The organism is Bacillus sp. AFS012607 (assembly GCF_002558005.1).
GTDB lineage: Bacteria > Bacillota > Bacilli > Bacillales > Bacillaceae_G > Bacillus_A > Bacillus_A thuringiensis_S.
Genome location: NZ_NTVM01000009.1, coordinates 19,633 through 35,134 on the forward strand (window position 1 = coordinate 19,633; position 15,502 = coordinate 35,134).

The following is a 15,502-nucleotide window of genomic DNA, read 5'->3' on the forward strand; positions in this document are numbered from 1 at the left end:
ATCAACTGATGATGAGGAGGGCGTTCGCAATGGGTAAACAAGCCGAATTTTGGTCTGAGTCAAAAAACAACAGCAAAATCGACGGTCAGCCGAAAGCGAAATCACGCTTCGCTTCGAAGCGACCTAACGGCACAATTAACACGCACCCACAAGAACGTATGCGTGCTGCAAATCAGCAGGAAGAGTAATACAGTTACAACCTAAAAAATTAACTTCCTACACGAGGTGATAAAGATGAGCTACCGTGATCGTTTAGATAGTCGTTCTGAATTATTTAACCATACGTGGACTCGTCCGAAACATGCGAAAGCGCAAGTTAACGGACAGACGCAGCAAACCCAGTCTCTCATTATATTGGCCAACGAATGTAAAAAACGCCAATTTTAGAATCTCCTATCTCCTTTAACGCCTACCAAAGATGAAAACCAGAGAGATATTTGCTCTCTGGTTTTTATTTTTCTTGCAATAAGGAAATTGGTATTCCAATCTCTTCATTATCATTTTGTTTATAACCCCAAGCGAATACCCCATTGAAGTAAGTAATTTTAAATAATATACCAGGTTCTTCTATTAATTCATATGTTTCACCAATATGGAATTTGTTTATATCAGTCATATAAGCGCGAGCCATTGCCATCTTTCTCATTAATACATCGAACTCATTTACAATTCCAAGCTGTTCAGCCTTTATTGCTTGCTCCTTCAAATCCCCAATTTCTTCTCTAAGCTCATGTGGTGTCATTTCACTGTAGCGTTTTGGCATATTCATCTCATTATTCCCCTCATCCCTCTTCACGTTTCATTTGTAAAAATATCTCTATCTCATCAATAGAGAATCCTTTTCGATATAACGCTTGTTTCATCTTGTTTTCAAATGTCCATCCATCATACTTCTTATATTTCTCATAATACTTATTCCCATGATAGTGTAACGCTTCTTGTTGCTTTTCGTCATCTCTTTCGTCTTTCAATTCTTCCAAACAAATTTGAATTACTTCTCTAGAATACCCTTTTCGAACAAGCATCTCATCCAACTTTAGCTTCATTTGTAAAAAAGAATGCTTTTGATAAGATTTTTTTTTCTTTTCTATGAGAAACAAGGCATTCTCAATTTGCTTTTCCTTCGGATATTCTTGTAAACTATGCATAATAATTAAATCCTGAACACCTTTATTTAACAACTCTCTTTTAATAACAGTTGGACCTTTTCGATTCACATTACTTTGCGTTCGCGTATATAAAACCGCGTACTCTTTATCATTAATATATCGGTCATGTAATAATTTCGAAACGACTTCAGAGATGATGGCCTGTCCCACTTCTTTTTTTCGTAAAAAATCTTCTATTTCTTGTTTTGTTCTCATTTGATAGGATAAATAGGAGATTGCTTGTAAATATGCTTTTTGTACCTCTTCATTGTACAAAATATTTCCTAACTCTATTTCATCAATTTCTAAGCCTTTTTGTAATCCATGTTTCATTAAGATTACTTGATCCACACTAAACCCGTACTCTTCACCTTGGCCTTTATCAATATAAATATTAAATCGTTCTTTCGATCGCTTTTGTACTTCTATTTTTGTAATGACAGCCATACTCTCACCTCCCTATTATTTTAACATAGTCGAGGAACATTTTTTCTTTTCAAGAATATATATAATGAGGAGGAAATGATTATGAAAATCGCAATTTCTGGTGGCACTGGTTTTATTGGTAAATACCTCTCTACTTTTTTTATTCAAAAAGGATATATGGTCTACATTCTTACTCGAAAGAAAACTACTAGAACCTCAAACCATAACCTTCAATACGTACACTGGACACCAGATTTATCTACCTTTCCACTCTCCTCTATCGATGTAGTCATTAATCTAGCTGGAGAATCTATCAATAGTAGATGGACAAAAAAACAAAAAGAAACAATATTAAACAGTAGAATTCAAACAACAAAAGGACTTATTCAACAACTACAAGTAATGGAAACAAAACCACATACATTTATTAATGCAAGTGCTATTGGATACTACGGAACATCTGAAATAGAGTCTTTTACTGAGCAACAAGAAACTCCCGGAAATGATTTTTTAGCAGAAACAGTATTTTTATGGGAGCAAGAAGCAGCTAAAGCATGTTCTCTCGGAATAAGAACAATTTACACAAGATTTGGCGTTGTATTAGGTGCAGATGGCGGAGCCTTGCCAAAGATGTTACTTCCCTATCAATTCTATATCGGCGGCACCATTGGTTCTGGGAAGCAATGGTTATCATGGATTCATATAGACGATGTCGTTCGTATGATGGATTTCATCATACACAAAAAAGAAATTGATGGCCCTCTTAATATGACAGCACCAACACCTATAAGAATGAAGGAATTTGGAAAAACCATCGCTGTCGCAACGAGAAAACCACATTGGCTGCCTGTCCCTTCATTTATGCTTCACGCCTTATTAGGTGAGATGAGCATACTTGTACTAGAAGGGCAACATGTATTACCTAGTAAAGCAATTAAACATGGATACCAATACACATTTCCGGCAATAGACCATGCATTACAAAATATACTTTCGCATACAATGTAGTACTTCTAAAACAAAATTTTACATGGGCCCTTTTAAAACTTTCATTTTCTAGGATCCGAAGCATTACCATACAAATAACCTTTCAGTTACTTTCCCTTAACTTCCATTAGCATTATAAAGTAACAGAAATGAGGTACCTATGAAAATATTGCTCAAACAAGCCATTGTATACCCTATTACATCTCCAAAGTTTCAAGGCGATGTACTCGTTACAGAAGAGCGAATTACCGAGGTCAAACCTTTTATTCAACCTACTCAAGATATGACCGTTATAGATGCACGGGCACTCCATCTCTTACCTGGCTTTATTGATGTCCATACTCACCTTGGTCTCTATGATGAAGGTACTGGTTGGGCTGGAAATGATGCCAATGAAACATCTGAAGTTTCAACACCACATATTCGTTCTTTAGATGGTATCCACCCTTTCGATATTGCCTTTCAAGACGCTGTGCAAAATGGAATTACAACCGTTCACGTTATGCCTGGTAGTCAAAATATTATCGGGGGTACTACTTGTGTAATAAAAACAGCTGGAACTTGTATTGATCATATGATTATTCAAGAACCTGCTGGTTTAAAGATTGCCTTTGGAGAAAATCCTAAAAAGGTCCATAGTAATGGAACGAAAGAATCCATAACACGTATGGGGATTATGGGGTTACTACGGGAATCATTCTATGAAGCACAACACTACGGGCACGAAGCTGATTTTCGAATGCTTCCTATTTTAAAAGCATTACGTCGTGAAATACCCGTACGTATCCACGCTCACCGAGCAGATGATATTAGTTCTGCGCTACGCTTTGCAACGGAATTCAACCTCGATCTACGTATTGAACATTGTACAGAAGGACACTTTCTTGTTGAAGAGCTTTCGAAACACAATTTGAAGGTTTCAGTTGGTCCCACTCTGACACGCCGTTCTAAAATCGAACTAAAAAACAAGACATGGGATACTTACCATATATTATCCAAAAATGGTGTGGAAGTTTCTATAACGACAGACCATCCTTATACACCCATTCAATATTTAAATATTTGTGCTGCTGTTGCAGTAAGAGAAGGGTTAGATGAGAAAACAGCACTAGAAGGAATCACCATATTCCCAGCGCGAAATTTGCGTTTAGAGGATAGAATTGGAAGTATCGAGGTTGGAAAAGACGCCGATCTCGTGTTATGGACTCATCATCCTTTTCATTATTTAGCCAAGCCTGTACTAACTATGATTGATGGAAAAATAATTTACAAAAAAAATAAAAAAAACTAGTTTATTTTTTTGACTAGATAAAGTATTATACGATTATAAACTGAATGAAACCATAATCAATTTGTGTCGTGATTATCATTTTCAAATTGATGAATGGGGAAGGCAAATGGTGCGCCACCAGCGTTAGAAACTGGTTCTAGTGGGTTCGATTCCCACCCCGAAATTTTTTAAAGATTGATATAAAAATTTCGAGGGTGGGGTGTTTTTTCGTCATGCTACCCTCGTGTGAGGAGGAGTTAGTATGTTGAAAAAACGCGACTTACACGACAGCCACGTTCTATACGAGTTAATGGTGGATCCAGCTGTCTTCCCTTTTGTGCGTCAAAAGGCTTATTCTTATGAAGAATATTTATTCTTAACGAAACAAACAATTGAAGCTGAAGAGCGTGGTGAATTAATTTCACGCACAATTTTAGATGAATGGGGTAACCCCATCGGAACAATTACTTTATTTGATGTGCAAGAAAAAGCTGGGTTTCTCGGGACATGGCTCGGCAAACCATATCATGGAAAAGGCTATAATAAATTAGCAAAAGATTCATTTTTTAGTGAACTTTTCTATGAATTAGATATTGAAACAATCTTCATGCGTATTCGTAAAATAAATATTCGTTCTATTAAAGCTGCAGAAAAACTGCAATATGTAAATCTAGCAAACGAAACAAGAAAAGCCGTATATGATGAAATTAACGCAAACGAAGAAGTATATAACTTATATGAAATTCCAAAAGATCAATACACACTTGCTACAATGCGAGATACAACCTTCCAAGATGCTCATCAATTAAAAGAAGCATAATCTAAATTTTCTGAAATGATAATCAATCATTAACATTTTCCATATGCGTATATCCCCTCATGTCTTTGGAAACGATAAATAGTAACTTTAAGACACGAGGTGATTTGTAATGGATAAAAAGAAACGTGATAAAGCAAAAAATACATTATCTAGTACACAAGAAGTTCTCTATCAACGAGAATTTCAAAAAGCAGATCGTGCAGCAGGATATCGCTCGAAAAGCATTTAAAGTGAAAATGAATAATTAGAAGTTTCCCCCCTAATTATTCATTTTCATTACATAATTTTCTCGACTGATAGAAGTAAGCAAAAAGGACCCTTATACATAAGGGTCCTTTTTGCTGTGGACAACTTTATCCACAAAACCAACGAAATTGTTAGTAATTTTCAAAAACATTTAATATTTTTCTATATTAAAGTATATATCAGCTGTTTTAATTGTGGATATTTTTCTAAAAATTGTGGACAATGTGGATATAGTTGTTAATATTCCGACTTTACTGTTTAATGAAAGCGCAATCCTTTTGTGGATAACTAGCTGAATTTTCTTTGAAAATAATAAAGAACCCTCTTTACATATACAAAGAGGGTTTCATATTAAGTAAAAGATTGTGCAAGAGCAGGTGATTTAATAGGTATATGCCGCGGTTCTGCATGATTTTCTGCCAAAATTGCATCTACAATATGACCAGCTGGCTCTGGAAGATAGATGCTTTTCATTGCTTCTTTCATTTGAAGAAGCTTCACATCATCTTGTAATAATGCCTCTGTTTTTGCAAAAACCTCACTATCATCGCGAATGACAACTGCTGCTCCTTTTTTTTCAAAGTACATCGCATTTTCATTTTCTTGTCCTGGAACAGGTTTATATAAAATGACAGGTACTTGCAACGCTGCTGCTTCACTTAATGTTATTCCGCCTGGCTTCGTAATCATACACGAAGTAACTCGGAATAATTCATCAATATTTTCAACATACCCAAACACTTTTAATGCATCGGAATTTTGATTCTGTAAACTTAATAAATCCTGTTTTAAAGCTTCATTTTTCCCACAAACGACAACTACTTGTAAATTAGGCACTGACATAAATGATTGGCATAGTTCTTTTACATTTCCTAATACCCCATGAGCACCTGCTACAATTAGTAAAATCTTTTTATTCTTACATAACTGATATTTATTATATATGATGTCTGGATTTACCTTTAACTCAAAACTACTCCGAATTGGAATTCCTGTTTCAACAATTTGTTCCGCAGGTACACCGATATCAACCATCAATTCTTTCACGTGATCCGTTGCAACAAAATAACGATCTACTTCTCGATGAATCCATATTTTGTGCACGCAAAAATCAGTTAATACGTTATAGACAGGAATTGAAATTCCTGTTTGTTTCTTCAATTCTGGTACAGCGATAATTGGAAATGTATTAATTACAATATCTGGTTTCTCCACCTGTAACAGTGTTTTCAAACGTTTTCTTCCAAAGTTCGCATACCAAGATGCTATTTTCTTATCATAAATTTTTTCTACCCCGTAATAAAACAAACGATATAATTCTTTTCCTATTGTATAACTTTTTAAATATAAATATTTTGTAATGTCAGTTATAAATGGATGTGATTCTCCAAACAAGTCGCATACAATAACATCTTCAATTCCTTTTTGGCGAAATGTTTGTTCTAATGTTTTTGCTACTTGCACATGACCATTACCGTAATGTGCAGTTAATATTAAAACCTTGGGGTTTTTTATCAAACAAATCCACTCCTAGCTTTTTGTTTCTCCATATTGCATATACGACAATAGGAAAAACATTTTCCTTAAAAATTACATAAACAGATTCTAATAATTCCCTTTTCAGCTATGTACCTGTCGTGGATATGCAAAGCATATAAGATTGACCCCTTAATCCTATCTGTGCTCATATCTTTACATTATACTTTCCTATAAGAGCTTTCGCAATAACTTACAAATGTTCTCTATTCCATGATACTCACTCTTTTACTTCTTAATTCTTTTTACTATTTTGATTTCCCTTTACAATTATGTAAATTTCTCCACTTATTCCGTACAAAATTATGGATATTCTACTTTCAGTATACTCTTTTATCAATATATACTCTAGATTTTATTGTAAAGAAAGCAAAAAGCCTAATCCAATATTTGGATTAGACCGCTTGTAAAATATGTTTAGCATGTTCTACATTTTTCTCAGTAGGTGGTTCTACATTTGCGAGTGGATACTTATGTCCAAGCGCCTCCCATTTATATACACCAAGCTTGTGATATGGTAACACTTCAACTTTTTGAACATTAGACAGACTTTGAATAAAGCTAGATAGTTTTTGTAGATCCTCTTCATTATCCGTAACACCAGGAACTAATACGTGTCGTACCCAAATCGGTTTATCCTTATTCGATAAATAACGAGCGAATTGTAAAATATGTTCATTTGGTTTCCCTGTTAATTTACGATGCTTTTTGGAATCGATATGTTTCAAATCCAATAAAACTAAATCTGTATAATCCATTAAAATATCTAGCTTACTTTGGAATTCTGGTTCCTCAGAATAACAACCACCCGAAGAGTCGATTGTTGTATGGATACCAGCCTCTTTACACTTTTTAAACAACTCAATTAAAAAGTCTAGCTGTAATAATGGCTCTCCACCGCTAACTGTTATACCGCCTCCGGAGGCTTCAATAAATGGAAGGTAACATGTCACATCCTGCATCACTTCTTCAACTGTTATTTCTTTACCTTTACCGATTTCCCAAGTATCAGCATTATGACAATATTGACAACGTAATAAACACCCTTGTGTAAATATGACATAACGAATCCCTGGGCCATCAACAGTACCACAAGACTCTACAGAATGTATTCTTCCTTTTACCATGTTACTTCCTCCTTTATTGAAACAGCCTCCCTTCGCTATATATTAAGAGCGAAGGGACACTTTTTTCATTTACATGCTTTCATGCATTGTACGGTTAATTACATCAATTTGTTGTTCACGAGTTAATTTAATAAAGTTTACAGCGTAACCAGATACGCGAATTGTTAATTGTGGATATTTCTCAGGATGTTCCATTGCATCCATTAATGTTTCACGATTAAATACGTTAATATTTAAGTGATGGCCTTCTTTTACTGCATAGCCATCAAGCATAGATACTAAGTTACGTACTTGTACATCATCTTCTTTACCAAGTGCTTTTGGAATAATAGAGAATGTATTAGAAATACCATCTTGTGCATCTTCATATGGTAATTTAGCTACAGATAATAATGAAGCTAATGCACCTTTTGTATCACGTCCGTGCATTGGATTTGCACCTGGTGCAAATGGTTCTCCAGTACGGCGTCCATCTGGAGTGTTACCAGTTTTCTTACCGTATACAACGTTAGATGTAATAGTTAAAATTGACATTGTATGAACGGAATTACGATATGTTTTATGTTTACGAAGTTTATTCATAAATGTTTTCACGAGATTTACAGCGATTTCATCTACACGATCATCATTGTTACCGTATTTAGGGAAGTCTCCTTCAATTTCGAAGTCCACTGCAATACCGTTTTCATCACGGATTGGTTTTACTTGTGCGTATTTAATTGCACTTAATGAGTCTGCTACTACAGATAGACCCGCGATACCTGTTGCCATTGTACGAAGAACATTCGTATCATGAAGTGCCATTTCAATACGTTCATAGCTATATTTATCATGCATGTAATGGATAACATTTAGTGTGTTTAAATATAGACCCGCTAACCATTCCATTGTCATATCAAACTTATGCATAACTTCTTCGTAATTTAATACTTCAGAAGTAATTGGTGCGTACTCAGGACCAACTTGTGCTTTTGATTTTTCATCTTTACCACCGTTAATCGCATATAATAATGCTTTCGCTAAGTTTGCACGAGCTCCGAAGAACTGCATTTGCTTACCGATTCTCATTGCAGATACACAACAAGCAATTCCGTAATCATCGCCGTAATCAGCACGCATAATGTCATCATTTTCATATTGAATTGCTGATGTTTTGATGGACATTTTCGCACAGTAGTTTTTAAAGTTCTCTGGTAATTGTTTAGACCAAAGAACTGTTAAATTCGGTTCTGGAGCTGGTCCTAAATTATCTAATGTATGCAAGAAACGGAATGAGTTCTTTGTTACTAATGGACGACCATCTAATGCAATACCACCGATAGATTCAGTTACCCAAGTTGGGTCACCAGAGAATAATTCATTATAATCAGGTGTTCTTGCGAATTTCACAAGACGTAATTTCATAATGAAGTGATCTACAATTTCTTGTACTTCTTCTTCTGTTAAAGTACCATTTGCTAAATCTCTTTCAATGTAAATATCTAAGAATGTAGAAGTACGTCCAAGACTCATTGCAGCTCCGTTTTGCTCTTTAATCGCCGCAAGATATGCGAAGTATAACCATTGGAACGCTTCTTGTGCATTTGTTGCTGGTTTAGAAATATCGAAACCATGAGAAGCAGCCATTTGTTTTAGTTCTTGAAGTGCACGCATTTGCTCAGATAATTCTTCGCGTAAACGCATTGTATCTTCGCTCATTACACCGCCAGTTAAATTTAAATCAGCTTTTTTCGCTTCAATTAAATGATCAATACCATATAATGCTACGCGTCGATAGTCACCGATAATGCGTCCACGACCGTATGCATCTGGAAGACCAGTAATAACGCCTGATTTACGTGCATTTCTCATTTCTGGTGTATAGGCATCGAATACACCTTGGTTATGAGTTTTTCTCCAATCTCTAAAAATACGACTAAGTTCTTTGTCCATTTCGTATCCATAAGATTCACAAGCTTGCTCCGCCATACGAATACCACCATATGGTTGTAAAGAACGTTTAAATGGTTTATCAGTTTGGAAACCGACTACCTTTTCAATATCTTTATTTAAGTATCCTGGGTCATGTGATGTAATAGAAGAAACAATTTTTGTATCCATATCAAGAACGCCACCGTTTTCACGTTCTTTTGTTGTTAAATCCATTACTTGATCCCAAAGTTGTTTCGTTGCTTCAGTTGCTTCTGCTAAGAAAGATTCGTCTCCTTCGAAAACGTTTACATTATTTAAAATGAAATCGCGAACATCAATCTCTGCTTTCCATTTTTCACCTTTAAAGTTTTCCCATGCGTTTTTAACATTTTCTAATACTTGAGTCATCCTAATCTCCTCCATTTTTGATTAGTACAGGACTAAGATTTTTTATATAACAGCTTACACACTTAGAATACTACTTTTTTAAGAAAGTGAACGAAATAGTTGTGACATGTTTGTGAAAAGTTGAGCAAACCACTATATATATAGTGGTAACTTCATTTAAAAGTCTTTAAAATTAACCCTTTCCTTAATTGTATTTTTTTGGTATTCTTATATACGAGTCCTATTTTGTAATATAAGAACAATACCCATTGTAGAGCTGTAATACTCTTATCTCCTAATCTGTTATAGTTTTTATAACAGAACAAAAAAGTGTACACATGTTGTACACTTTTTTGTTACTTCTATAAAACATCTCTTTTTCTATTGCCATCATAGAATCCGCCACGATTGTCTGTTAATGCAATTATTTGCTCTAGTCCCTCTATATGATCACCTATAATTCGAAGTACAGCTGGAGGATGACCTATTTTTGCAAAATGTTCACTGGGACGAATACGGTTCATCTTATCAACCTCAACACGATATACACACGCAATTTCAAATCCAGAAAGAAGAGCCTTCACTTGTGCTACACAAGGTGACAATAAAGATTTATACCCAATTGCTTTCAAACACTTGTGGCTAAATGCATTAGGTACCGCAATAAGTGATCCTACCCCTAAATCCTTTCTATCACAAGCTAAATTTAGTGCATACTTAAACGCAGTTACAAGATGAAGTGGTACTCTTAGATCTAAATAATGATTTAAATCATTTAATGCGACGTCCTTTCCATCTGCAATAGCTTTTGCAAAAGGATATAGCTCCCTAGCTGGAATAACAAAATCACCATCTATAAATAACACAATTTCTCCTTTTGCAAAATAAGTTCCAAGTGAACGCCCTACATCGTTTCCAAGGGCTTCTTTATATACAATTGTCGTTGCGCCCTTGTCTTTTGCAATCGTTGCTGTTTTATCTGACGAACCATTTACGACGACGATGATTTCAAAAGGTTCAATTTTACGAAGCTCTTCTATAACGTTTCCAATTGTTTTCTCTTCATCTTGTACAGGAATAACAACCGATAGTTGCTTTCCTTTATACAAATTGGATGTAACGCCCCATCCTTGATAAAAATCTTCGAAATTTAAAGTATGATAGACGCTATTCCTTTTCCTATTTCCATCATAATATCCCCCGCGTGTATCACTGCTTACTATCCGTTCCGCAACAGCTTCTATATGATCACCTATCATTCTTCTTTCAGATTGAGAAAGGCTCGTGCCATATGCAGCATGTTCAACCGGTCGAAATTTATTCGGCGTAATAACATCAATAGCACAATGACGGCTAATTCTCCATTTACTTTGTGCTATACGTAAATGAGCTACAATAGGATTAACTAAACATTCGTATCCAATACTCTGGACGACTTCTTTCGTCAACGCATGAGGTACAGATAATAAAGAATCTATTTTTAATTCTTCACGCTCTAACATTGCATTTAATATTTGACGCCACACTGTAACAGAATGGGGTTTTTGTTTCTTTAAAAACAATGCGTCCAAATTATTTAAAACGATGTCAGTCTGATCATGTAAAATCGGATTAAGAAACAATTGTAATTTTGAAGTTGGAATAGCAAAGTCCCCATCTATAAATAGTAATACATCACCTATCGCATATTTTGCGCCAACTGCACGTCCAACATCGTTTCCTAATAGTTCTGTATGCCTGATTACTTTACATCCTAACCGATTAGCAACCTCTTCTGTACCATCATTACAACCATTTGCTATTACAATAATCTCTACTGGATTTAACGGTTTTACCGATTGAATAACGTCTGAAATTGTATCCACTTCATTACTTGCAGGAATAATAACTGATAGCGACTTAGCCATTGTTTTCTTCATGAAACCACTTAATAGTTTCTTTCAATCCTTGTTCCCACGTTACTGTCGCTTGAAATTGAACAAGCTCTCTTAACTTCGTTACGTTCGGCCTTCTATTTGGAATTTCTTCAAAGCCATGTGGATATACTTCCTCAAAAGGAACTTGTATAATTTTTGAAGAAGATTTCGTTAGTTTTTTAATTGTTTCTGCTACTTCTTTTATACTCTTTTCGTTCTCGGAACCTATATTAATAATCTCACCATTTACCTTCTCATCCATTGCTCGAATCGTTGCCTCTACCGCATCACTTACATACGTAAAGCAACGTGTCTGCTTTCCATCTCCATATACGAGAATATCTTCTCCTTGCAGGGCCGCACTGATAAATCGCGGGATTACCCCTGCATACGGACCATCTTTCGCTCTTGGACCATAAATATTAAAATAACGAACAATTGTTACCGGTAAACCTTCTAATGCGTAGCCTAAACATAATGTTTCTTCTAATGTTTTACACACTGCATAACTCCAACGTATTTTAGAAGTTGCCCCGTACAATCGGTCCCCTTCTTCTGAGAAAGGCGGTTTGCCCTTGCCATATACTTCGGAAGTAGATGCAAAAACTACTTTCTTCTTTCCTTTTAATGCTGCTTGTAAAATGTTTCTCGTTCCATCAAAATTCGTTTCAATGAGCTCTATACTTTTTTCCATTGTCGTTTTAACACCTAAAATTGCTGCTAAATGAAACACTACATCATGTTGATTTACTAACTCATAAATAGAATTTTTGTCTAAAACACTTATTAGAATAACCCGCATCTCTCTCATTAGCTCATTATGATACTTATTTTTCCCTTTATAGAAGTTATCCACAATCGTGACTTCATAACCCCTTCTCACCAACTCTTCAGCTAAATGAGATCCAATAAATCCGGCCCCACCTGTAATTAAACATTTCTTACTCATACACTCACCTTCTTTATAATTCCCCTTGTATCTATTACTCGGTTCATTCCTTTAAAAAGCTTCCAATCGATATTAGAATGATCAGTTAAAATTAAAATACAACCTGCCTCTTTAACTGTTTGTTCATCCAAGGCAACGGATTGATACACCTTATCTCCAATTTCTGCAGAAGAAATATATGAATCATGGTATTTTATCTTGTATCCTTCTTTTATTAGTAATTGAATAATTGGCAAAGCCGGTGATTCCCTCAAATCATTTACATCTTTCTTATACGCGATTCCTACAATTAAAACTAGTCCGGGTGATTGCACCATGCCCTTTACTTTCCGGACAATTTTCTCTGGCATTTCTTCATTAATTACATGTGCCGCCTCAATTAATTGACTAATTGCCCCATTCTTTTTTATTCTCCATTGAAAATATAAAGGATCTACGGGAATACAGTGCCCCCCTATCCCTGGTCCTGGCCAATACGGAGTAAATCCAAACGGTTTTGTAGATGCCGCTTCAATAACCTCATAAAAATCAATCCCTAAACTTTCACATAGTGTGTTTAACTCATTTACTAAAGAAATGTTAACTAAGCGCTGAATATTTTCAAATAGCTTACACATCTCTGCTACTTTCGGAGAGCTAACAGGTACAACTAAGTCAAAAATGCTACTATATAAATCCTGTACTTTTTGTTTGCACTTTTCTGTTTGTCCACTAATAACTTTTGGAATAGCTTGAACTGAATATTGACTATTTGCTGGATCAATTCTCTCAGGAGAATATCCAATATAGAAATCTTCTCCTACCTTTTTGCCGGCTTGAGAAATAATAGGAATAATAACTTCCTCAAGTGTGCCTGGGTATGTGGAACTTTCAAAAATGAAGGTTTGTCCTTTTTGGAGATTTTGTTGTATATAATGCGAAGCTGAAATGAGGGCACTTAAATCTGGTTCTCTTCGTTCATTAATTGGAGTTGGAACAGTAACAATAACATAATCACTATTTTGGAAATCAGTAATACCTTTATCTGGTGTATTTACTATTAATTTATTTTTAGTCAATAAACTTTGTAACACTTTAGAAGAAACATCTGGAATATAACTTTCTCCTTTTATAATCGATTCTATTTTTCTAGTATCTTTATCTAATCCTAGTACGGTATATCCTCTTTCTGCAAAATGGACTGCTAAAGGAAGACCAACATACCCTAATCCAATAATAGCTACTTTACTACTAGCATTCATCTGTATTCTTTTCTTCCTTTCTCAATTGTTGAATAATGTCTCTATCGCGATCTCCATCCGTAAAACTCCCACGTTCGTCTGTATATTGTAATAGATAAGCAATCGCCTCAAGTTGATCACCGAAAATACGGTCAAATGCCGGAATACGTCCATTTACAAACCCATGTTGCTCCGGGCGTACCCGATTGGTTTTTATAACATCTACAAATTCTACTGCTGTAATAGAAAAAACCTCCAAAATAGCTTTCATTTGGGCTAATGGCGGAATAACAAGCGAGTCATATCCTATTTTCTCTATTACCCTTTTATGCATAGCATGTGGTACTGCCGTTAATGAGTTATTCCATAAATCCGGTCTTTTCGCTACTAAATTCACAAAATATTTCCCCATACTAATTGGATCTGCAGGATGAAACATATCTAATAAGCATTGTAAATCATTTAAAACCACGTCACTTCCATCTTCAACAGCTTGCAAAAATGGAGTGAGTTTTTTTGCTGGAATAACAAAATCACCATCAACGAATAAACAAATATCTGCCGTAGCATGCATGGCACCTATCGCTCGTGCTACATTATGTCCAAGCGCCTTCGTAAATTCAACAACAATAACATTTTCTAGCTTTGCGTGTTTAACAGTCTCAAAATCTGCGCCATTCGCGACAACAATAATTTCATCTACCCCTGCTTTTTTCACTTCTTGTATAACAGATCTTATCGTCATTTTTTCTTCTGACACTGGTATAATCGCACTATATTTCGCTTTTTCCTTCTTTAATACAACGGGTTTATAGTTCCCTATAAACTCTCTATCCCTGTTTCCCTCCGAAAAACCGCCGCGTTTACCATATGTTTCGATTACGTATTGTAAAGCACGTAAATGATCACCCATAATACGGCTAGTCGCTTTCGGATAAGGAGAACCAGGTGATGTTCCCGTATGCACAGGACGAACCTTATTTGTGTGAATTACATCGACCGAAGCCGTATCAACAATATCTACTCCTCTAGACATCGCCATCGCTTGAAATAGTGCTGGATCTGCTAAATTCCACCACCCAAGTTTCTCGATAACTTTCCTGTTCATCGCATGTGGAATTGCGATTAAAGATCCAACAACAAGCTCCTTTTTATTCAAATAACGATTCAACATGAACTTTCCAACTGTCGTATAATGTGGTCTCATCTTTAAATAAACCGACCATGTTAAATTATTCACAACAATTTGATGCCCTTGTTGAATCCCTTTCACGAAACGTTGTAACTCTTTACTATCAATAACAATATCACCATCTAAAAACAAGACAATTTCACCTTTTGCTTCTCTAGCTCCAATAGCCCGTCCAACATCATTGCCAAGAGAATGTTTATAATAAATCATGTGACAATGATGTTGTAACGCTATTTCTTTCGTCCCATCTGTTGACCCATTATCTACCACGATAATTTCGTAAGGCTCGAGCTTCTCCACTTCTACTAAAACTTGCGATAAAGTACTCGCTTCATTGTGCGCTGGAATAACAACTGATACTCTCATA

General features: G+C 35.5%; 15 protein-coding genes and 1 pseudogene. 6 read left to right on the top strand and 10 right to left on the bottom strand.

Going from position 1 to position 15,502, the window contains the following annotated elements:
* Positions 1-29: 29 nt before the first annotated feature.
* Positions 30-188 (top strand): small, acid-soluble spore protein K, encoded by a 159-nt coding sequence (locus tag CN409_RS09305; protein WP_000517891.1) that lies wholly within the window; start codon positions 30-32, stop codon positions 186-188.
* A gap of 46 nt (positions 189-234) precedes the next feature.
* Positions 235-387 carry a YpzG family protein gene (locus CN409_RS09310; protein WP_000122093.1) on the top strand — a complete coding sequence of 51 codons (153 nt, stop codon included), beginning with the start codon at positions 235-237 and terminating at the stop codon, positions 385-387.
* 64 nt (positions 388-451) lie between these two features.
* On the opposite strand, the gene CN409_RS09315 is transcribed toward CN409_RS09310, so the two are convergent.
* Both CN409_RS09315 and recX read right to left on the bottom strand, forming a co-directional pair.
* The gene (locus CN409_RS09315) at positions 452-769 is read right to left on the bottom strand and encodes a YfhH family protein (protein ID WP_001057028.1); all 318 of its coding nucleotides are present in this window, start codon (positions 767-769) and stop codon (positions 452-454) included.
* Between the two features lie 13 nt (positions 770-782).
* On the bottom strand, positions 783-1,595 hold the full coding sequence (gene recX, locus CN409_RS09320) for a recombination regulator RecX (RefSeq protein ID WP_000268512.1): 813 nt from the start codon (positions 1,593-1,595) through the stop codon (positions 783-785).
* An 81-nt stretch (positions 1,596-1,676) separates the two neighbouring features.
* On the opposite strand from recX, the gene CN409_RS09325 reads away from it, so the two are divergent.
* The 4 genes from CN409_RS09325 (at position 1,677) to CN409_RS09340 (ending at position 4,880) form a co-directional block, all read left to right on the top strand.
* Entirely contained in the window at positions 1,677-2,582 is a 906-nt protein-coding gene (locus tag CN409_RS09325) for a TIGR01777 family oxidoreductase (RefSeq protein WP_000684388.1), read from the top strand.
* Positions 2,583-2,721: 139 nt separating this feature from the next.
* Positions 2,722-3,852, top strand: coding sequence for an amidohydrolase (locus CN409_RS09330; protein ID WP_000698293.1), 1,131 nt, complete (start codon positions 2,722-2,724; stop codon positions 3,850-3,852).
* Between the two features lie 241 nt (positions 3,853-4,093).
* Entirely contained in the window at positions 4,094-4,651 is a 558-nt protein-coding gene (locus CN409_RS09335) for a GNAT family N-acetyltransferase (protein WP_000914737.1), read from the top strand.
* Between the two features lie 109 nt (positions 4,652-4,760).
* Entirely contained in the window at positions 4,761-4,880 is a 120-nt protein-coding gene (locus tag CN409_RS09340; protein WP_000358482.1) for a YfhE family protein, read from the top strand.
* 368 nt (positions 4,881-5,248) lie between these two features.
* On the opposite strand, the gene CN409_RS09345 is transcribed toward CN409_RS09340, so the two are convergent.
* From CN409_RS09345 to CN409_RS09380, 8 genes and pseudogenes are all read right to left on the bottom strand, one after another.
* Positions 5,249-6,415, bottom strand: coding sequence for a diglucosyl diacylglycerol synthase (locus CN409_RS09345; RefSeq protein WP_000594686.1), 1,167 nt, complete (start codon positions 6,413-6,415; stop codon positions 5,249-5,251).
* 413 nt (positions 6,416-6,828) lie between these two features.
* Positions 6,829-7,560 (bottom strand): pyruvate formate-lyase-activating protein, encoded by a 732-nt coding sequence (pflA, locus tag CN409_RS09350; RefSeq protein WP_000238468.1) that lies wholly within the window; start codon positions 7,558-7,560, stop codon positions 6,829-6,831.
* Positions 7,561-7,629: 69 nt separating this feature from the next.
* A complete protein-coding gene (pflB, locus tag CN409_RS09355) occupies positions 7,630-9,879 on the bottom strand; it encodes a formate C-acetyltransferase (protein WP_000195467.1) in 2,250 nt (749 codons plus the stop codon).
* Positions 9,880-10,031: 152 nt separating this feature from the next.
* A pseudogene (locus tag CN409_RS09360) lies at positions 10,032-10,252 on the bottom strand (hypothetical protein).
* Positions 10,221-11,765, bottom strand: coding sequence for a glycosyltransferase family 2 protein (locus tag CN409_RS09365; protein WP_012614731.1), 1,545 nt, complete (start codon positions 11,763-11,765; stop codon positions 10,221-10,223). Before CN409_RS09365 ends, CN409_RS09360 begins: the two are co-directional and overlap by 32 nt.
* Entirely contained in the window at positions 11,758-12,723 is a 966-nt protein-coding gene (locus CN409_RS09370) for an NAD-dependent epimerase/dehydratase family protein (protein WP_000037051.1), read from the bottom strand. The genes CN409_RS09365 and CN409_RS09370 overlap by 8 nt, the downstream gene beginning before the upstream one ends.
* Positions 12,720-13,964 (bottom strand): nucleotide sugar dehydrogenase, encoded by a 1,245-nt coding sequence (locus CN409_RS09375; RefSeq protein WP_000994265.1) that lies wholly within the window; start codon positions 13,962-13,964, stop codon positions 12,720-12,722. The genes CN409_RS09370 and CN409_RS09375 overlap by 4 nt, the downstream gene beginning before the upstream one ends.
* Positions 13,954-15,501 carry a glycosyltransferase family 2 protein gene (locus tag CN409_RS09380; protein WP_003309053.1) on the bottom strand — a complete coding sequence of 516 codons (1,548 nt, stop codon included), beginning with the start codon at positions 15,499-15,501 and terminating at the stop codon, positions 13,954-13,956. The genes CN409_RS09375 and CN409_RS09380 overlap by 11 nt, the downstream gene beginning before the upstream one ends.
* Position 15,502: the final 1 nt, after the last annotated feature.

Coding starts and splice junctions, on each gene's coding strand:
- CN409_RS09305 (WP_000517891.1), top strand. CDS start 30: ATGGGTAAACAAGCCGAATTTTGGTCTGAGTCAAAAAACAACAGCAAA.
- CN409_RS09310 (WP_000122093.1), top strand. CDS start 235: ATGAGCTACCGTGATCGTTTAGATAGTCGTTCTGAATTATTTAACCAT.
- CN409_RS09315 (WP_001057028.1), bottom strand. CDS start 769: ATGAATATGCCAAAACGCTACAGTGAAATGACACCACATGAGCTTAGA.
- recX (WP_000268512.1), bottom strand. CDS start 1,595: ATGGCTGTCATTACAAAAATAGAAGTACAAAAGCGATCGAAAGAACGA.
- CN409_RS09325 (WP_000684388.1), top strand. CDS start 1,677: ATGAAAATCGCAATTTCTGGTGGCACTGGTTTTATTGGTAAATACCTC.
- CN409_RS09330 (WP_000698293.1), top strand. CDS start 2,722: ATGAAAATATTGCTCAAACAAGCCATTGTATACCCTATTACATCTCCA.
- CN409_RS09335 (WP_000914737.1), top strand. CDS start 4,094: ATGTTGAAAAAACGCGACTTACACGACAGCCACGTTCTATACGAGTTA.
- CN409_RS09340 (WP_000358482.1), top strand. CDS start 4,761: ATGGATAAAAAGAAACGTGATAAAGCAAAAAATACATTATCTAGTACA.
- pflA (WP_000238468.1), bottom strand. CDS start 7,560: ATGGTAAAAGGAAGAATACATTCTGTAGAGTCTTGTGGTACTGTTGAT.
- pflB (WP_000195467.1), bottom strand. CDS start 9,879: ATGACTCAAGTATTAGAAAATGTTAAAAACGCATGGGAAAACTTTAAA.
- CN409_RS09365 (WP_012614731.1), bottom strand. CDS start 11,765: ATGGCTAAGTCGCTATCAGTTATTATTCCTGCAAGTAATGAAGTGGAT.
- CN409_RS09370 (WP_000037051.1), bottom strand. CDS start 12,723: ATGAGTAAGAAATGTTTAATTACAGGTGGGGCCGGATTTATTGGATCT.
- CN409_RS09375 (WP_000994265.1), bottom strand. CDS start 13,964: ATGAATGCTAGTAGTAAAGTAGCTATTATTGGATTAGGGTATGTTGGT.
- CN409_RS09380 (WP_003309053.1), bottom strand. CDS start 15,501: ATGAGAGTATCAGTTGTTATTCCAGCGCACAATGAAGCGAGTACTTTA.